This window comes from Maricurvus nonylphenolicus (assembly GCF_042854845.1).
GTDB classification, from domain to species: Bacteria; Pseudomonadota; Gammaproteobacteria; order Pseudomonadales; family Cellvibrionaceae; genus Maricurvus; species Maricurvus nonylphenolicus.
Genome location: NZ_AP031498.1, coordinates 3,579,121 through 3,597,269, shown reverse-complemented (window position 1 = coordinate 3,597,269; position 18,149 = coordinate 3,579,121). Strand labels below are relative to the sequence as shown.

Here is an 18,149-nt window from a genome sequence, read left to right as displayed (position 1 = left end):
TAGTAAATGACAGTCGATAAAGCCCGTTTTGATAAGCCGTTGGTTGAGATTCTGGATGAAGCCTTTGGGCTCTTCTCCGAGCGCGTGTGCCTGCAATTTGAGGAGCAATCCTACACCTATGGTGAGGTGCAGTTGTTATCGACAAAGGTTGCTCAAGCGCTGGCGGGTGCAGGGTTCAAAAAGGGCATGCACGCGGCAATCTACAGCTTAAACTCTGCCGAAGCCTTTATTGCAACACTGGGGATTATTCGTGCTGGTGGTGTTTGGATACCGGTCAATCCGCGTAACTCCGAAGATGATAACGTAAAAGTACTCGGTAACCTGGGTTGCGATGTCCTGATTTATCAGCAAGCGTTTACCTCGGCATTAGAGAAGGTTGAAACTGCAGGTAACAAGTTGGTGCTTTCCGCCTGTTTTGAAGGTATTGAAGGACAGCCGAGCTTTATGGAATGGGCTGAACAGGCTCCTAAAGCTGAGCTTGATGTTAGCTGGAAAGAAACCGACACCATTACTATCCCGATGACCGGTGGTACTACAGGTTTACCCAAGGGGGTGATGCTGAGTGACCGCAATTTCCGTGCTTTATCCTATTCCTCAACAGTGTTTATGGACCGTGAAGCAGACCATATCCCCGTTTGTTTGTGTGCTGCACCTATGACGCATGTTGGCGGTCGTATTGCATTGACGTCAATGGCTGCGGGTGCACGTTTTGTGATTAAAGATAAAGTTGATTTACAAGATGTATTGCAGACCATTCAAGTCGAAGGTATTTCTGATTTATTCCTGCCCCCAACGGCTATTTATGGGCTGTTGGCGCAACCCAATGTAAGAGAGTTTGACTATTCCTCATTGCGAAACATGGCAACCGGTTCCGCGCCTATGTCTGTTTCGCAATTGAAGCTGGCTATTGAGGTGTTTGGCCCGGTAATGAGCAGTGGTTTTGGTCAAACTGAGTGCCCCATGAAAATCACCCAGATGCGTCCTACCGATTATATTTCCAATGGTGTATTGGCCTCCGACGAGCGTCTGCGCAGTGTTGGGCGTGCCACCGAAATCTCTGAAGTTGCTATTTTAGATGACGATGCCAATCCTTTGCCTGTCGGCGAGCGTGGTGAAATTGGCGTTAAGGGTGGCAATGTCTCCGAAGGTTACTTTAACGCCCCAGAGCAAACCGCCAAGATCCGCAAGAACGGTTGGCACCTCACCGGTGATATTGGCTATATGGATGACGAAGGGTTTGTTTATATCGTTGACCGTAAAAAAGACATGATCATTACCGGCGGCTTTAATGTGTACTCTGCCGAGGTTGAGTTGGGATTGGGTGCAATGGACGGTGTTGCCGGTGTAGCCGTTATTGGTGTGCCCAGCGAGAAGTGGGGTGAAGAAGTTAAAGCCATTATTCAGCCGGCACCGGGTGCCTCACTTAATGCAGAAACCATTATGCAACAAGCCAAGGAATTGATGGGCAGCGTTAAAGCACCAAAGAGTGTTGAGTTTGTCGACGATTTCCCCAAAACCCCGCTGGGCAAAATTGATAAAAAAGTGATTCGTGATACCTACTGGAAAGGTCTGGATCGCGCCGTTTAAGTTCAAATCTAAAACACAAAAATATTATAAAACTGTATAAAAAGTTACCGACCAAGAGATGCAAGAGAATAGGAGCCAGCGTTATGGGCTATATGACCGAAGAGCGCCAGATGATCAAAGATACGGCGGCGGAATTTACCAACAATGTGGTGTTACCACTCGCAAATGAGCTGGATCCACAAAAAGGCATGATTCCCCGCTCAGTCATTGAGCAAATGGGAGAATTAGGATTCTTTGGTATTAAGGCGGCCGAGGAGCACGGTGGTAGCGGCCTGGGTTGCTTTGAGTACTGCTTGATTGCCGAAGAGTTATGCCGTGGCTGGATGAGTGTGGGCAGTATTATTGCCCGCTCTGAAATTAAAGGCTTGTTAACCCTGCCAGAAGAACATCGTGATCGCCTGGTTCCCCGTGCGGTTACCGGTGACTTCCTGTTATCTGCTGCCTTATCCGAACCGGATGTTGGTTCTGATCTTTCCGGTATTAAATGCCGTGCCGAGCAGGATGGCGATTACTACGTGATCAATGGCTCCAAGTACTGGGTAACCTATGCTGATGGCTCCGATGCGATTATGGTGATTACCCGAACCACCCCAAAAGAAGAAAACCCCGATAAACCTTATCTGGGTTTAAGTGCCTTTCTGATAGAAAAACCGCGGGGTGAATTGCCTGAAGGTTGTTCCGGTAGTCCCATTCCAAAAATTGGTTATTACGGTTGGAATACCTTTGAGTTGTCCTTTGATAATTGTCGAGTCCACAAAGACTTTATGATTGGTGAGAAGGATATGGCCTTTATGATGTTGGCCAGTGGTTTGGAAATTCCTCGTGCTCATACTGCTGCACGTTCGATTGGTGCCGCACAGGGTGCGCTGGATTGTGCTATTCAATATGCTCAGGATCGTGTTCAGTTTGGTCGTCCCATTGCCAAGTTCCAGGATATTCGTTTCAAAATTGCCAATATGGCGACCGAAATCGAAGCGGCACGTCAGTTGATGTACAGCGTCTGTGACAAAATTGATAGCGGTGGTCGCTGCGATAAAGAGGCCGCCATGGTGAAATACTACGCTGCAGAAATGGCCGAGCGTGTCACCTCGGATGCCTTACAAATTTTGGGCGGTGCCGGCTATACCCATCACTTCCCGGTCGAGCGCTACTGGCGTGATGCGCGCTTAACCAAGATTTTTGAAGGCACTTCAGAAATTCAAAAGCGCATTATTTCCGACCACCTGTTGGGCAAATAGAGGCCTAATACTCACAGATAAATCTTAAAAAAAGCCTGGTAGCAACACGTTATTGGGCTTTTTTTGCTGGCGTGTGTCTGGCGCCTTTGCGTTTTTACATTAAGCAATCTAGGGGGAGAGTTGTATGTACGGTTTACGCATTCTGAAACATAAATTGTGGATGGGCACGGTAAGTCTGGTTTCCAAAATGGTCAAGAATCCGCGGCCTATGGTGTTGGTGGGGGAAAACAGTTCTCAACAGTTATGCCAATTGATTGCCGGTTATGATGTAAAGCAGTTATTGCTGGTAACCGATAAAGATCTGGAAAATCTGGGACTGCATCAGGCCTGTATAAACGCCTTGGAGGAAGAGGGAATCAATGTTTGTGTTTACAGCAATGTTTCACCGAACCCAACCATCGAGCAAATGCAGCAGGGCATTGATTTAGCCAAGCAGTCCGACTGTGATGCCGTGCTGGCCATAGGTGGTGGCTCACCCATGGATGCCGCCAAAGTGATAGCCGCTGGTGTAACCAATGCCATGTCTATTAGTGCCATGGAGGGCGCATTTAAGCTTAAACAAAAAACCTTGCCACTGTTTGCCATTCCTACTACAGCAGGTACGGGGTCAGAGGTTACCGTTGCTGCTGTTGTGACCGATACGCAGGCCAAGCGCAAATATACCGTGGCCGATACCAAGTTTGTTCCCCAGGCGACAGCGCTGGATCCAACGCTGATGGTGGGGTTACCGCCAAAAGTGACAGCGGCAACCGGCGTTGATGCCTTAACCCATGCGGTGGAAGCCTTTATCTCAACCCGGGCGAACGAAGACGTAAAGCGTGACGCAAAAATAGCGATAAAGCTGATCTTTTCCCATCTGGAAACTGCGTACCACAATGGCTCCGATATTAAAGCACGACAAGCTATGGCTGTGGCTTCCTATCATGCGGGTATAGCTATTGCAGATGCCGGTGTCGGTTATGTTCATGCTTTCGCACACCAGTTGGGCGGTATGTATCACGTACCCCATGGTTTGGCGAATGCAGTTATCTTGCCCTATGTTCTCGATTATTCCTTTGACAGTATCGTTGATGAGTTGGCGGAGTTAGCTGTTCTAATTGGAATGGATGGTGCTGCTTCTGGTAAACAAGACTTGGCAGAAGGTTTTATTCAGAAGGTAAGGCTGCTGTGTACAAACTTGGCGCTGCCGAACAAAGTACCGGAAATTCAACAGCAGGATATCCCGGTTATCGTCGATAGGGCCATTACAGAAGCTTTCGATTACTTTGCTGTCCCTAAATATATGACTTATCCCCAGGCGACACGTTTTGTTGAAGCCCTGAGTGTATAGCAGAGCCTTCAGCATTTAAAAATAAGATAAAAAATTTCAAGAGATGAGAGCCCATGTCTGATTACGATTTTATTGTTGTTGGTGCTGGATCAGCTGGTTGTGTATTGGCAAACCGCTTGACTACCGATGGACGTTTTAATGTATTGCTGATTGAGGCCGGTGGGGAAGATAAAAACCCCTGGATTCAAGTGCCCGCTGGTGCGGGTTTTGTCTTAAAGAATCTGGCTTATGTTTGGCAAAACCCCACGCGGGTAGCTAAATCCTTTGCCAATCGTTCACTGGCGTTGTTGCAGGGTAAAACCCTGGGCGGCAGTAGCTCCGTCAATGGCATGATGTATATCCGTGGTCAAAAAGAAGATTATGACCACTGGTGTGATCTGGGCTGTGAAGGTTGGGGCTGGGATGATGTTCTGCCTTACTTCAAAAAATCCGAAAACCTGGAATCAGGTGGTAAAGATGAATACCACGGCCGAGAAGGGGAGTTGAAGCTCAGCTGGGTTGATGACTTGCACTCTAGCTCCCAGTTGTTTATGTCAGCAGCAAAAGCATCGGGCATGCCCTTTAATGACGATGTAAACAGTGGTGATCAGGATGGTGTGGGTTATCTGTTAGGTACTATCTATAAAGGCCGTCGTCAATCTACAGCGAAAGCATTCTTGCATCCGGTTAAAGAACGCAAAAACTTGACCGTAAGAACGGCGGGGACTGTGCGAAAAGTTATCGTCGAAGAGGGCAGGGCTGTTGGTGTAGAGCTGGAATCCGCTGATGGTCAAATAGAAATTGTACGCTGCCAAAAAGAAGTGATTCTGAGTGCGGGGGCTCTTGGGACACCGTTTATCCTTCAGCACTCTGGAATTGGTGATGCTGATCACTTACAGGCGATTGGTATTGAGCCGGTTCTTAACGCGCCGGAAGTCGGTAAAAACCTGCAGGACCATCTGTTTGGCCATGTGAAGTTCAGAATGAAGAGCAAGGCGGGCAGTCGTAACAGTTTGTTGCGCAGTACGCCTCGTATGGGCCTGGAGGCTATTAAGTGGTTATTGACTGGTCGAGGGGCGTTAAATACAACCTCTTCCCAAATCGTGGGTTTCTTCAAGTCCTCCGAAGAGCTTGAACGCTCGGATCTACAGTTGGCAATGCGTCCGTTGTCTTTCCATGTGTTGGATAGTGGTGAAGTGGTTATTGATGAGATGCATGGTATTACCGCCTCGGCAATTCAAACTCGCCCATTCAGTCGTGGAGAAGTGCGAATTACATCAGTAGATCCTAAAGAACGCGGTTTGATTGATGCGAACTACTTGTCTGATCCGCGGGATGTGGATGTCTTGCGTAAAGGTATTCGAAAAATTCGTGAAATTATGTCGCAGTCGCATATGGCTGAGATCATTGAAACCGAGGCTGAGCCTGGCATTGAGAGTTTGTCGGATGACGTGTTGGATGACTATATCCGTCAATCTGCAGGTACCGTATATCACCCAGCTGGTACCTGCCGTATGGGAATTGACGAGGGTGCTGTAGTAGATCCGAGTTTAAAACTATATGGTATCTCAGGGTTACGTGTAGCGGATGCGTCAATCATGCCGGTAATTACCTCAGGCAATACCAATGCGCCGGCGATTATGATTGGTGAAAAAGGAGCTGATTTGGTGTTGGCGGATTACTGAATTCAGGTTTCGCTTTGAGCTGTGTTGTTACTTGGTTTTGCTTCTTTTTGAAATAACTCTTGGATAAGTTGATTGTATGACTCATCTGTCAACGTTTTGATAGATGCGTCTTTCCAGCGTTGAAGTTCAGTATTTATCTGCGATTTTTTACTTATCCAAGTGTGTGTTTCAAATGATCTTACGGTTAACCTGTTAAAGTCATTTTTGGTAAAGCCGAGTTTGCTGGCATTGAATTCTAAGCTGTGTGAAAGTGCTGCTACAACATCTACATGGCCGCTTAGCAAGATGGGAATTAATTTCTTGGTGGTACTAACATAGTTAGTAGACTTGACGTTTAAATTCAGAATGTCCTTATAAGACTGTGAGGTGGCTAAGCGAAGATTGTTCAGGTCTTTCTCAGAGTTAAGTGGAGTTTTTGAAAGGCTCCAGACCTGGTATTCATAAGAAATACCTTGTTTTAAGTGAATAGCTTTCTCTGCTAATCGTTCATCGTAAAACGTCATTAGAATATCAACTTGGCCAGTAAGGACAAGCTGAATCATCCGCTCGGTTGCTCCTAATACAAATTTGACTTCTATTGTGGGATCAATTTCCCGTACTAGGTCTCTAACGAGCTCAGCTCCAATACCTTTAATTTGACCATTAGGCGCTTTCCAGCCCCAGGGAGGGGCGTTGTATACAGCTGCAGTAATATGGGTAATCTGTGAATTGTTAATCGCTGTAGAAGCGTTGCTCGATATGGAAAAGAGCATTAAGCAGCTATAGATAATATAAACCAAACGTATAAGTCTGAGCTTAACTGTGGAGCGGTTTTCCGAGAGGGTCATTATAAGGTCTCTGCTGAATACAAACCTCCCTTAAGCATAGACCTATTGCACGTATAAATCAGTCCCGGTTAGACCAGAGCTGTCATAACGCGTTGTTTTGCCGTTTGGTATTCGCAGGTTAATTGTTCGCAGACGGTGACGGCAGATTCCCTTGTGGTGACCTTACTGCACCCTTGACCAGATGCCCAAATACCAGCGTAACGCTTTTTAACGGTATCGGCGTTGATCTTATCTCCGGGTAGCATTCTCTTTAGCTGCTCAATATCCAGTCCGGTATTTCTTAAACTGGGGATTAAAAAGCTGGCTGGAAAGCCGTCCAGGGCGCTGGTTTCAAAAACGTCTGTTGCCTGACTCTGGAGCAGCATTTCGCAGTAGTCATCCGCCGCCAGGCTTTCCTTGCAGGCAATAAAGCGCGTGCCCATATAGGCCATATCTGCGCCCATCACTTGTGCCGCTAAAATATCTTGGCCTGTGCCCAGAGCGCCAGCAAGAATAATTGGTTTGTCAGTGAGTTGACGGATTTCGTGTACCAGCGCAAAAGGGTTTTGTTGCCCGGTATGGCCGCCCGCGCCAGTGCAGACGGCAATAATGCCATCGGCTCCGGCTTTCAGTGCTTTTTCGGCATGACGCTTGGTGGCGACATCATGGAAAGCGAGGCCACCGTATTGATGAATTCTGTCAAAGGCATCATTGGGCGCACCTTTAGACGTCAGAATCAGCTCAACCTTGTATTTTTCGCACAGGGCCAGGTCACCGGGGTAGCGTTTGTTGCTGGGGTGAACAACCAGATTCACGGCGTAGGGGGCAGGGTTTAGGCCTTTATCGCGCATTACCTGGATACCGGATTCCATCTGTTGTAACCAGCGTTCAAAATCATCCCGTGTGCGCGTGCCGTGTGCAGGAAAGCTGCCAATAACACCAGCAGAGCAAGCCGCTAAAGCGAGCTCTGGGGTGGAGACAAGAAACATGGGAGCGGTAATCAAAGGCAGGCGGACTCTACCGCCAAATGTCAGATCAATGGTCATGTAACTGTCTCCACTATGCGGCTGATTAGTGGCTGGTTTTTTTACGTTCCAGGCGATAAGCGTGCAGCAATGGCTCGGTATAACCGGCTGGCTGCTCTTTACCTTTAAACACCAAATCACAAGCCGCTTTAAACGCAATACCGTCAAAACCAGGCGCCATATTGGTGTACTCAGGGTCGCCAGCGTTTTGCTCATCTACAACCGCGGCCATACGCTTCATGGCTTCCATTACCTGCTCTTCAGTGCAGACGTCGTGCTCCAGCCAGTTAGCCAGATGCTGTGAAGAAATACGCAGGGTTGCACGGTCTTCCATCAGGCCAACGTTGTTGATGTCAGGTACTTTGGAGCAACCTACACCCAGGTCAATCCAGCGAACAACGTAACCCAGAATACCCTGTGCATTGTTATCCAGCTCGAACTTGATCTGCTCGTCAGTCAGGCTGAAAGCACCTTCCGTGTTGTCCATAAGAGGAATGCTCAGGATATCGTCCAGACTGGCGCGCTCACGGTTAGCCAGTTCTTTTTGGCGCTCGATAACATTGATCTGGTGGTAATGCGTGCTGTGCAAGGTGGCACCGTTTGGAGACGGGACCCATGCAGTGTTGGCACCGGATTTCGGATGGCCAATCTTTTGCTCCAGCATGGCTGCCATTTCGTCTGGCATAGCCCACATACCTTTACCGATCTGGGATTTACCAGGCAGGCCGCACTCGATACCGATATCAACGTTCCAGTCTTCGTAAGCGTTGATCCATGCTTGCTGCTTCATCACAGTCTTGGGTACAAAAGGACCGGCCAGCATGGAGGTGTGGATTTCGTCACCGGTACGATCCAGGAAGCCGGTGTTAATAAATACAACACGCTCACTAGCAACACGGATACATTCTTTCAGGTTAACCGTAGTACGACGTTCCTCGTCCATGATGCCAACTTTCAGTGTGTTCTTTTCCAGGCCCAGGGCCTGCTCAATGCGCTCGAACAGCTCAACGGTAAAAGCCACTTCTTCAGGGCCGTGCATCTTGGGTTTAACGATATTGACGCTGCCAGCACGAGAGTTCTTTCTGCCTGTATTGCCTTGCAAATCATGCATAGCAGCAAGCACAGTTATCATGCCATCCATAATGCCTTCAGGAACTTCATTACCGTCTTTATCCAGAATCGCCGGGTTAGTCATCAGGTGACCAACGTTACGTACGAACAGCAGAGAACGGCCGTGAAGTGAAAAGTTTTCGCCTTGCGGGGAAAGGTATTCACGATCCGGATTCATGGCACGGGTGACTTCTTTTCCACCCTTAACGAAAGTCTCGCTCAGAGTGCCTTTCATCAAACCTAACCAGTTGCTGTAAACCTCAACCTTGTCTTCGGCGTCAACAGCTGCAACGGAGTCTTCGCAGTCCATAATGGTGGTAACCGCAGCTTCAACCAGCAGATCCTGTACGCCAGCGGCATCGGTTTTACCGATGCTGGCTTCGCGATCGATTTGAATCTCAATATGCAGGCCGTGGTTTTTCAGCAGTACCGCGCTTGGGGCTGTTTCTGAGCCGTTGTAGCCCAGAAATTTTTCTGGTTGTGCCAAACCGGTTTCAGAACCATCGGTAAGTGTTACTGCAAGTTGGCCACCTTTAACAGCGTATTGGGTAGAGTCAGCGTGAGAACCATTCGCAAGAGGTGCAGCGGTATCCAAGTGGTTGCGAGCAAAGGCAATTACTTTGGCTCCGCGCGTTGGGTTGTAACCACCCACACGCTCAGCACCACCTTCTTCTGAAATCGCATCGGTACCGTACAGTGCATCGTACAGGCTACCCCAACGAGCATTAGCAGCGTTTAGTGCAAAACGGGCGTTTTTAACAGGTACTACCAGCTGTGGACCCGCTTGGGTGGCAATTTCTTCGTCAACGTTTTGCGTGGTAACTTTAAAATCAGGGCCTTCTGGCAACAGATATTCAATATCCTGCAGGAAGGTTTTATAAGCTTGCGCATCATGGGGTTTATTTTCCTTGTGCCAGGTATTGATGAGTCCTTGAATGGCATCGCGTTTGGCAAGCAGGGCTTTATTTTTTGGCGCCAGATCATTGAGGATACTTTCAAACTCAGTCCAGAAGTGATCGGTATCAACTCCGGTGCCAGGCGCAATATCGTTTTCAACCAGGTTATACAGGGTTTCGTCTATCTGAAGACCACCTTTTTGGATGCGGTTACTCATATTCTCAATTTCTCGTATATGTTCATAGGTTATATGAAGGCAGATCTTACCATTCAACAAACTGGTTGAACAGTTAGTAAGTTGTGTGTAGTATGAATGGTGTTGGTGCTGCTAGGCATCATCTCCAAACTATGCTTTGTTTAGTTGTCCTTCTGTGTTGGGGCCTTAACGATGTATAGACTCTCTCTGATGGTGGAATTATCTACCTCTTAAACCTCGGGGTAACCCGGGGTTTTTTTTATTCCCTAATACCCTCTAGTTATTAGTCGTCGCCTGCTTGCTACCTGAAGTCGTTTGTGACCGGTGAGACATATCTTAATCTTACTGATTGGTTGACAAGTAAGTTGGTGCTGCATTAATCTGGTTTGCAATCCAAGTTCATTGCTAGAGATAAGGGCAGCAAGTATGAGTAACCAAGAGTCTGACTTGGCCTTTCTGGAGAAGGCGGTCCCCTGGGATAAGGGCAATAAAATTGCCGATTTTGATGAAGGTAAGGTATTTGACCACCACTGGGGGCGCACTATTAATGCTGGTGATAACAGCCTGTTTTCGGCGCTGACCCAGATGTATAACCCGCTGTACTTCAATGCAGAGTACGCCAAGTCCGAAGGCCATCCTGGTGTACAGGTTGCACCTCTGCTGGTGTTTAACACTGTACTGGGTATGTCTGTTGAAGACCTGAGCCTGCGTGGCCCCTTTGTTGGTATTGGTGACTGTAAGTTCCATAAGCCTGTCTACGAGGGCGATACCCTCACATCTCGCAGTACGGTGGTTAAGCGTCGTTATTCCGAGAGCAAGAAAGGCGCGGCTATTGTGACCTGGAAAACCGAAGGGTTTAACCAGCACGGTGAACTGGTTATCGAATATAACCGCTCTAATTTCCTGGGCATGTAAAGGAACATTGCAATGAGTAACGAACATTTAACAGGAAGCGATAATTACTTTGAAAACTTCGAAGTAGGCGCTGTATATCGTCATGCACGCGGGAAAACGGTTACTGAAAATGATGCTGTGACTATTTGTCATATGGTGATGAACTCGGCATCCGCGCATTTTGATGATCATTTGATGAAAACCATGTACGACCTAAAGCTGGCTCATGTTGATGAGTCATTGGTCTTTGGTGGTGTCACGATTTCTATTGTGATTGGGCTGGCGTATCAGGATACCGGTGAAAACGTTATCCGAGAGCTGGCTATGGATAACATCAAATTAACCGGCCCGGTTTTGCACGGTTCTACTTTATACGCTTATACCGAAGTTCTGAGTAAAGAAGACTCAGAAGATGGCGCCGGCATTGTTCACTTTAGACACTATGGTGTTGATCAGAACAATAAGTTGGTATTCCAAGGTGAGCGTTCAGCCTTAGTACGTAAAAGAGCTGCGTAAATAGAAAGAATCAATAAAGTAAAAGAATTAGGAAGTAAGTTATGAGTCAGAAAATTAAACGCCGTCGTCGCTGTATGATGTCTGTACCGGGCAGCTCTATCCCAAAAATTGAAAAAGCCCTGGCCATGGATGTGGATCACATCTTTCTGGATCTGGAAGATGCCGTAGCACCACAGAAGAAACCGGAAGCCCGTAAAAACGTGATCAAAGCGTTTAACGAAATGGAGTGGGGCGGCACCGTACGTTGTTTTCGTATGAACGGTATTGACAGCTTCTGGGCGATTCAAGATCTAACAGAGGTTGTTGCTGCAGCGGGCCACAACATTGATACTCTGGTGATCCCTAAAGTGAAGTATGCGCGTGATATTCACTTTGTTGAAACCATGCTGGAACTGATTGAGCAGGAAAACAATATTCCTCACAAAATTGGTTTTGAAATTCTGATCGAAGAAGTTGAAGGTATTCACAACATTAACGAAATCGCGGCGGCCAGTGACCGTATCGAATCTCTGATGTTTGGAGTGGGTGATTACACCCGTGCACAGGGCGTTGACTTCCGTGATGCTTTCGGCAAACCGCGCTACTACCCTGGTGATATTTGGCACCATCAGCGCAGCACGCTGGCAGTTGCTGCTCGCGTTATCGGTGCTGACTATGTGGATGGCCCTTGGGCGCTGATCCCGGATATGGACGGTTACCGTAACGAATGTCGCAACGTGAAAACCCTGGGCGGTGTGGGCAAATGGGCGATTCACCCAACTCAGGTACCTGTGGCAATGGCTGAATTTGGTCCAAGCCAGGAAGAAGTTGAGCTGGCTCATAAAGGTCTGGAAATGTTTGAAGCCGCTAAAGCCCGTGGTGAAGGTGCGATCAAAACCCCGGACGGTGGCCTGCTGGATGAAGCCGCAATTCCTCTGCTGAAAAACGTATTGGCAGACGCTGAATTTTACGGTATCAAAGTCGGCTAAGCTTTAGAGAACGAAAATATAAGTGCAGAGAGAAGAGAGAAGTCTTATGCAAGCTGTTCAGGAATACGGCCATTTAATTGGCGGTGAATATGTACCACCTTCCTCGGGTGAGTATATGGATTCGATCAACCCGGCCGATCAAACCGTGGTTGCCAAAATTGCCCGCGGTGTGGCTGCCGATGTCGAGCAGGCGATTGCTGCTTCGAAAGCGGCCTGTCAGGCGTGGGCGGATATGCGCCCGCTGGAACGTGGCCGTATCCTGACCGATGTGGGTCGCGCCTTGCGTGACAATATGGGCTTGCTAAGTCGTCTCGAATCCCAGGAAATGGGTATGCCGGTAGAAGCGGCCGCTATGACTCTGGGCACTGCTGCCAGCTACTTTGAGTACTACGGCGGCCTGGCGCCTTCCTTACAGGGTGAAACCATTCCTGTAGGGCCAGAGCAGCATTCTTATACTGTGTATGAGCCTTACGGTGTTGTGGGTGTTATTACGCCTTGGAATGCACCTCTGAACCAGACCGCTCGTAGTATTGCTCCGGCGTTGGCGGCAGGTAACTGTGTGGTACATAAACCCAGTGAATTTACATCTGTTACCGCATTGGTATTTGCTCAGATTGCAGTCAAAGCCGGATTGCCGGCAAATGTCTGGAATGTGGTCACCGGTCTGGGTGCAGAAGCAGGGGATACTCTGGTACGTCATCCCGATATCAGCAAAATTGCCTTCACCGGTTCGGTGAGAACCGGTCAGGCGATTGGTGCGATTGCCGCCGAAAAAGTCATGACGGTGACCTTGGAGCTGGGTGGTAAATCCCCGGATATCGTGTTCGAAGATGCCGATCTCAATGCTGCATTGATGGGCGTATTGATGGGCTTTGTCGGCAACAGCGGTCAGGTATGTCTGGCGGGAACTCGTGTATTAATTCAGCGTAGTATCTATGACCAGTTCTCCAAAATGCTAGCTGATACTGCCGCCTTTATTCCCGTAGGCTTGCATAATCCTTTCCCAACCTTGGGGCCTATCGCCAACAAAGATCAATACGAAAAAGTCTTAAGTTACTTTGAGGTAGCGAAAGAAGACGGTGCTACCTTATTGGCTGGTGGTGAAAAGGCTGAAGGTGAAGGTCTGGAAAATGGCTTTTACCTGAAACCGACCATCTACGGTGATGTGAATAACAATATGCGCATTGCCCGCGAAGAAATCTTCGGGCCGGTAGGTGTATTGATTCCGTTTGAAGACGAAGCAGAAGCCATCGCCATTGCCAACGATACCGAATACGGTTTAGCCGCAGGTATCTGGACCAAAGACCTGTCCCGTGCTCACCGTGTAGCCGGCAAAGTTCAGGCCGGACAGATCTACGTTAACTACTATCTGGAATCTGGCGTAGAGCACCCCATGGGCGGTTATAAAAAGAGCGGCATTGGTCGCGAGAAGGGCATGATTGCATTAAAGCAATACACCCAAAGCAAGAATATCTCTATCAAACTGATTTAGGATTGTTGAGATTATGATTACGTTATACCAGTTTAAATCCTCACCCTTGTGTGAAAAGGTACGTCGAATTCTTAACTTTAAAGGTATTGAATTCGATATCCACGAAGTTGATAGAGCACAGACGGCGCTGTTAAAGGATGTCAGTCCTTTTGGCAAGTTCCCAGCAATTCGCGAAGGTGAGCAAGTCGTGTGTGATTCCACCGATATTGCTTATTATTTGGAAGATAAGTATCCAGAAAAAGCCCTGGTGCCTGCCGATGCCAAGCTGAAAGCACACATGCATATCATGGAAGACTGGGCGGATGAGAGCTTGTACTTCTATGAAATTACCATGCGTGTTTCCTGGGAGCACAACGCCCGTCGCAATATTAAAAAGTTTATGGAAACCATGCCGCCCACGCTGACTGAAGAGCAGGGCCTGAGCCTGGTATTAAGTGGTTCCCAGCAACTGGTTGCCGCGCAAGGCTTGGGCCGTAAAACCCGCGAGCAAGTTATTGCCGATGCCAATCGTCACTTCCAGTCGATTGCTGCACTGGTTGAAGATGGCGGCTGGATGGTGGGTGATAGCATTACCCTGGCGGATATCTCTGCCATTGCTGAGGTTAATTGTCTGCTGGATTCCAAAGAAGGTCAGGATCTCTTGGCGGATTACCCCGCCGTGGCTGACTGGATCAATCGTATCGATGAGATGGCGCCAGCGTAAACTTTTCCCCTGTAGTTTTTGTGGAGCCGCAAGGCTCCATTTTTATATCGAGTTTATCTTTTTATATCGAGTTGCCCCTATGTACGACTATAAAGCCCCCTTGCGTGATATCGATTTCACCTATTTTGAACTGCTGGATTACGAACAGCACCTGCAAAGTATTCCCAAGTACGAAGATGTAACCAAGGATATGGTGCAGGCTATATGGGCAGAGAGTGCCAAGTTTGCTGAAAATGTACTAGCACCTATCAACCGTACCGGTGATGAGGAGGGTTGTCGCTGGGAAGATGGCCAAGTCTTTACGCCGAGTGGTTTTAAAGAAGCCTACCAGCAATACCAAGAGGCTGGTTGGCAAAGCCTGAATTATCCCGTTGAAGAAGGAGGTCAAGGTCTGCCTGAATCCATGCTGTTGTCCAATATGGAAATGCGTGGATCAGCTAATTGGTCCTGGAGTAGCCTGATTGGATTTGGTGGCGCAGGTGCAAAAACCATCAAAGGTTACGGTAGTCAGGAATTACAGGATAAGTTTCTGCCAAAAATTATCTCTGGTGAATGGTTGGGTACTATGTGTCTGACTGAGCCTCACTGTGGTACCGATTTGGGTTTGATGAAAACCAAGGCGGTTGCCAATGCCGATGGTACCTACAGCATTACCGGTACCAAAATATTTATTACCTCCGGTGATAATGATCTGGCAGAGAATATTATTCACATTGTATTGGCTAAGGTAGAAGGTGCCCCTGCAGGTACAGCAGGTATCTCTGTATTTGTTGTGCCTAAAATTGGTGTGAACGATGATGGCTCTTTAGGTGAACCTAATGGCGTTACCTGTGGTTCTATCGAGCACAAAATGGGTATTAAAGGTTCTGCCACCTGTGTCATGAACTTTGACGGTGCCAAGGGTTATCTGATTGGTGAAGAAAACAAAGGCCTGCGAGCTATGTTCCTGATGATGAACGCGGCACGTATTGGTACTGGTCTGCAGGGCGTATGTCACGCTGAGCTGGGTCTGCAAAAATCCACCGGTTATGCCCGAGATCGTTTGCAGATGCGTTCCTTAAAAGGTCCACAAGCCCCTGATTCGGCTGCCGATCCGATCATTGTGCACCCGGACGTACGTCGTATGTTGCTGACGCAAAAAGCCTTTGCGGAAGGTGGTCGTATGTTTGTCGCCTACTGCGCCAAACTGGCTGATCTGGACAATGATGCAGACGATACTGAGGTAGCTAAGTCTGCCCATGAGCAGCTGGAATTCCTGACACCTATCTTGAAAGCTTTCTTGACAGAAGTCGGCTTTGAATCCGCCAACCTGGGGATGCAATGTTTTGGCGGGCACGGTTACATTCGAGAGTGGGGCGTTGAGCAAAACGTGCGCGATTGTCGTATCTCCATGCTCTATGAAGGGACTACCGGGATCCAGGCACTGGACCTGTTAGGCCGTAAGGTAATGGGCTCACAAGGTGAGATGATGAAGCCCTTTATCGGTGAAATTAAAGCCCTGTGTAAAGCCAACCCTGATCATGAGTTAACCCAGCAGTTACAGGCGTTAAGTAAAAAATGGTCTGAAGTGACAGGGCAATTGGGCATGGCGGCCATGCAAGATCTGGATACTGTGGGCGCAGCCTCTGTTGATTACCTGATGTTCTCCGGCTATGTAGTGCTGGCATATTTCTGGGCTAAAGCAGCGTTATTGGCAGAATCTAAGATTGAATCTGCTTCAGATAAAGCCTTCTATCAAGCCAAGATCAACACGGCTAACTTCTACTTCAAGCGTATTTTGCCACGCACTGAAGGTTTGGCTGTATCCATGACCGCAGATGCCAGTGCAGTGATGGCAATGAGTGCAGAAGACTTTATGTTGCAAATTTAAACGATAAGCTCGCCTCTACGCCACAAAGATAACAGATCAGGTAAAGAGGCGAGCTAGCTACAACGCTAGGCATTGCGAGAGAGATAACCAGTGACCGTGTCATTACCTTTAACCCGAACCATTGCGGAGATAGCCTGTAACACCCAGTTCGATAATTTACCCGATGATGTCGTTCGTATGGCTCGTCTGGCATTAATCGATGCTCTGGGCTGTTTTTACCGAGGCGGTGGCGAACCCTTGGTAAAAATTATCGCTGAGGAATTCGGTATTACGGATTGGTCAGCTGAAAAACTTCTGCCGGGTGCTATCAATGGCATAGCGGCGAATAATTTGGCATTGCTGTTTGGTGCCAGTACCCATGCGATTGATTATGATGATTCACACGCGTTAATGCCCGGTCATATTGGTGCCCCCGTTATCAGCGCGATTATGGCGCAGAGCCGTACTGCACATTACTCATTTGAAGAAATTCTTGAAGCAACCGTTGCGGGTTACGAGGTTGCTGCACGTGTAGGTCAGTTATTAACTCCTGAGCATTATGGCAAGGGATTTCACACCACATCGACGATAGGTATGTTTGGTGCAGCAGCGGCTACTGCCAAGCTACTTAAATTGTCAGTGGAGCAAACCTGTCAGGCATTTGGGGTAACTCTAACTCAGGTGGCGGGTGTTAAATCCACCTTCGGAACTATGGCTAAACCGTTTAATGCTGGCAATGCTGCGGCGAGTGGCTTATTGGCTGCGCGTTTGGTCGCCAAAGGCTTTACTGCACCTGATAATGGTCTCGAAGTGCCCCAAGGGTTGCTGGATTTGTTTGACGGCAAGGCTGAATCAGATATTCACATTGCGCCGGGTTCTGAGTACTTGATACTGCAGAATATGTTCAAGTTGTATGCCTCTTGTCACTTCACCCACCCGTGTATCGATGGCATTGCGATGATGATGCGGGAATACACTATTAATGCCGATATCATTGAATCTATCACTGTGAAGGTCGCTCCGCTGTCATTTAAAACGGCGGGCATTGTAGAACCCACGTCGGGTTTAGAGTGCAAGTTCAGTTTCCCTCAAGTTGTCGCCATGGCGTTGTGCGGGCGGGATTTGACTGATGATGCGTTATTTTCAGACGTCATGTTGAGCGATAACGCAGTGAATACGATGCGTAGTAACGTCAGCATTGAAACGGTAGAAACACAAACACCGGATCGTGTGGTTTACCATCTCTCCTTATCTGGAGGTGAGAGCTTCGATTTTGAATACAGCATGTTTGATCATATGCCTACGCTGGATCAGCTAGAACCGCAGGTCATTAACAAGTATCGCAGCAATGCGGGCTTCGGCATAGGTAAAGAGCGTGCAGAAACTTTGCTGGCGCAGCTTATATCTGATGTAAGCTCGGTTTCACTCTGAGGGATGTCGAGATGACGGAACAAGAGATTATTCAACAACTCAATACATTTAGACCAAAATTCCTGGATTTAATGCGCTGCGAGATTCTGGGTGTCGATTTGCAGGAGAAGTCCTGCAAGATGAGTTTTGTTCTGGATGATCAGTTCTCTCATTCTGGTGGCATTATTCAGGGTGGTTTTGTAGCAGCTATGCTGGATGCGGTGACCTCTCACGCAGCCTTTGCGGCTGAATCTGATGTTGTAGGTGTTTCTTCACTTGAATTGAAAGTGAGCTATTTAAGTGCTTGTCGTGAAGGCAAACTCATGACCGAAGGCCGAGTGTTAAAGCTGGGCCGTAATATTGCTTTTTTCAGTGGTGAAGTTTATGGCAATGATGGTGAACTTGCTGCCACTTTTACAAGTACTGCCAAAGTTACGCGCAAGTCTAACGCTTAATATTAATCT

At 48.0% G+C, this 18,149-nt stretch carries 15 protein-coding genes; 12 read left to right on the top strand and 3 right to left on the bottom strand.

The window, feature by feature from the left end; genetic code table 11:
- The first annotated feature begins 6 nt into the window (after window positions 1–6).
- From ACGHZ6_RS15695 to ACGHZ6_RS15680, 4 genes are all read left to right on the top strand, one after another.
- Window positions 7–1,587 (top strand): class I adenylate-forming enzyme family protein, encoded by a 1,581-nt coding sequence (locus tag ACGHZ6_RS15695; protein ID WP_390614936.1) that lies wholly within the window; start codon window positions 7–9, stop codon window positions 1,585–1,587.
- A gap of 83 nt (window positions 1,588–1,670) precedes the next feature.
- Window positions 1,671–2,825 carry an acyl-CoA dehydrogenase family protein gene (locus ACGHZ6_RS15690; RefSeq protein ID WP_390614935.1) on the top strand — a complete coding sequence of 385 codons (1,155 nt, stop codon included), beginning with the start codon at window positions 1,671–1,673 and terminating at the stop codon, window positions 2,823–2,825.
- A 124-nt stretch (window positions 2,826–2,949) separates the two neighbouring features.
- A complete protein-coding gene (locus ACGHZ6_RS15685; RefSeq protein ID WP_390614934.1) occupies window positions 2,950–4,155 on the top strand; it encodes an iron-containing alcohol dehydrogenase in 1,206 nt (401 codons plus the stop codon).
- 53 nt (window positions 4,156–4,208) lie between these two features.
- Window positions 4,209–5,819, top strand: a complete 1,611-nt coding sequence (locus ACGHZ6_RS15680) for a GMC family oxidoreductase (RefSeq protein ID WP_390614933.1) — start codon at window positions 4,209–4,211, stop codon at window positions 5,817–5,819.
- A 2-nt stretch (window positions 5,820–5,821) separates the two neighbouring features.
- Here ACGHZ6_RS15680 and ACGHZ6_RS15675 read toward each other — a convergent pair whose 3' ends face one another.
- From ACGHZ6_RS15675 to ACGHZ6_RS15665, 3 genes are all read right to left on the bottom strand, one after another.
- The gene (locus tag ACGHZ6_RS15675; RefSeq protein WP_390614932.1) at window positions 5,822–6,646 is read right to left on the bottom strand and encodes a substrate-binding periplasmic protein; all 825 of its coding nucleotides are present in this window, start codon (window positions 6,644–6,646) and stop codon (window positions 5,822–5,824) included.
- 68 nt (window positions 6,647–6,714) lie between these two features.
- Window positions 6,715–7,671: an NAD(P)H-dependent flavin oxidoreductase gene (locus ACGHZ6_RS15670; RefSeq protein WP_390614931.1), complete on the bottom strand. Its 957-nt coding sequence runs from the start codon at window positions 7,669–7,671 to the stop codon at window positions 6,715–6,717.
- Between the two features lie 25 nt (window positions 7,672–7,696).
- Window positions 7,697–9,874, bottom strand: a complete 2,178-nt coding sequence (locus tag ACGHZ6_RS15665; RefSeq protein ID WP_390614930.1) for a malate synthase G — start codon at window positions 9,872–9,874, stop codon at window positions 7,697–7,699.
- A 405-nt stretch (window positions 9,875–10,279) separates the two neighbouring features.
- Here ACGHZ6_RS15665 and ACGHZ6_RS15660 point away from each other — a divergent pair, with 405 nt between their 5' ends.
- From ACGHZ6_RS15660 to ACGHZ6_RS15625, 8 genes are all read left to right on the top strand, one after another.
- A complete protein-coding gene (locus tag ACGHZ6_RS15660) occupies window positions 10,280–10,768 on the top strand; it encodes a MaoC family dehydratase (protein WP_390614928.1) in 489 nt (162 codons plus the stop codon).
- 12 nt (window positions 10,769–10,780) lie between these two features.
- The gene (locus tag ACGHZ6_RS15655; RefSeq protein WP_390614927.1) at window positions 10,781–11,263 is read left to right on the top strand and encodes a MaoC family dehydratase; all 483 of its coding nucleotides are present in this window, start codon (window positions 10,781–10,783) and stop codon (window positions 11,261–11,263) included.
- 41 nt (window positions 11,264–11,304) lie between these two features.
- Entirely contained in the window at window positions 11,305–12,231 is a 927-nt protein-coding gene (locus tag ACGHZ6_RS15650; RefSeq protein ID WP_390614926.1) for an HpcH/HpaI aldolase/citrate lyase family protein, read from the top strand.
- A 46-nt stretch (window positions 12,232–12,277) separates the two neighbouring features.
- Window positions 12,278–13,723 (top strand): aldehyde dehydrogenase family protein, encoded by a 1,446-nt coding sequence (locus ACGHZ6_RS15645; protein WP_390614925.1) that lies wholly within the window; start codon window positions 12,278–12,280, stop codon window positions 13,721–13,723.
- A gap of 13 nt (window positions 13,724–13,736) precedes the next feature.
- The gene (locus ACGHZ6_RS15640) at window positions 13,737–14,426 is read left to right on the top strand and encodes a glutathione S-transferase family protein (RefSeq protein ID WP_390614924.1); all 690 of its coding nucleotides are present in this window, start codon (window positions 13,737–13,739) and stop codon (window positions 14,424–14,426) included.
- 79 nt (window positions 14,427–14,505) lie between these two features.
- Window positions 14,506–16,296 carry an acyl-CoA dehydrogenase C-terminal domain-containing protein gene (locus ACGHZ6_RS15635; protein WP_390614923.1) on the top strand — a complete coding sequence of 597 codons (1,791 nt, stop codon included), beginning with the start codon at window positions 14,506–14,508 and terminating at the stop codon, window positions 16,294–16,296.
- A gap of 90 nt (window positions 16,297–16,386) precedes the next feature.
- Complete coding sequence (locus tag ACGHZ6_RS15630; RefSeq protein WP_390614922.1) at window positions 16,387–17,706, top strand: MmgE/PrpD family protein; 1,320 nt, start codon at window positions 16,387–16,389, stop codon at window positions 17,704–17,706.
- Between the two features lie 11 nt (window positions 17,707–17,717).
- Window positions 17,718–18,140 (top strand): PaaI family thioesterase, encoded by a 423-nt coding sequence (locus tag ACGHZ6_RS15625; protein WP_390614921.1) that lies wholly within the window; start codon window positions 17,718–17,720, stop codon window positions 18,138–18,140.
- Window positions 18,141–18,149 lie beyond the last annotated feature (9 nt).

Excerpts from the sequence above, each read along its gene's own strand:
- ACGHZ6_RS15695 (WP_390614936.1), top strand. The coding sequence starts at position 7 with ATGACAGTCGATAAAGCCCGTTTTGATAAGCCGTTGGTTGAGATTCTG.
- ACGHZ6_RS15690 (WP_390614935.1), top strand. The coding sequence starts at position 1,671 with ATGGGCTATATGACCGAAGAGCGCCAGATGATCAAAGATACGGCGGCG.
- ACGHZ6_RS15685 (WP_390614934.1), top strand. The coding sequence starts at position 2,950 with ATGTACGGTTTACGCATTCTGAAACATAAATTGTGGATGGGCACGGTA.
- ACGHZ6_RS15680 (WP_390614933.1), top strand. The coding sequence starts at position 4,209 with ATGTCTGATTACGATTTTATTGTTGTTGGTGCTGGATCAGCTGGTTGT.
- ACGHZ6_RS15675 (WP_390614932.1), bottom strand. The coding sequence starts at position 6,646 with ATGACCCTCTCGGAAAACCGCTCCACAGTTAAGCTCAGACTTATACGT.
- ACGHZ6_RS15670 (WP_390614931.1), bottom strand. The coding sequence starts at position 7,671 with ATGACCATTGATCTGACATTTGGCGGTAGAGTCCGCCTGCCTTTGATT.
- ACGHZ6_RS15665 (WP_390614930.1), bottom strand. The coding sequence starts at position 9,874 with ATGAGTAACCGCATCCAAAAAGGTGGTCTTCAGATAGACGAAACCCTG.
- ACGHZ6_RS15660 (WP_390614928.1), top strand. The coding sequence starts at position 10,280 with ATGAGTAACCAAGAGTCTGACTTGGCCTTTCTGGAGAAGGCGGTCCCC.
- ACGHZ6_RS15655 (WP_390614927.1), top strand. The coding sequence starts at position 10,781 with ATGAGTAACGAACATTTAACAGGAAGCGATAATTACTTTGAAAACTTC.
- ACGHZ6_RS15650 (WP_390614926.1), top strand. The coding sequence starts at position 11,305 with ATGAGTCAGAAAATTAAACGCCGTCGTCGCTGTATGATGTCTGTACCG.
- ACGHZ6_RS15645 (WP_390614925.1), top strand. The coding sequence starts at position 12,278 with ATGCAAGCTGTTCAGGAATACGGCCATTTAATTGGCGGTGAATATGTA.
- ACGHZ6_RS15640 (WP_390614924.1), top strand. The coding sequence starts at position 13,737 with ATGATTACGTTATACCAGTTTAAATCCTCACCCTTGTGTGAAAAGGTA.
- ACGHZ6_RS15635 (WP_390614923.1), top strand. The coding sequence starts at position 14,506 with ATGTACGACTATAAAGCCCCCTTGCGTGATATCGATTTCACCTATTTT.
- ACGHZ6_RS15625 (WP_390614921.1), top strand. The coding sequence starts at position 17,718 with ATGACGGAACAAGAGATTATTCAACAACTCAATACATTTAGACCAAAA.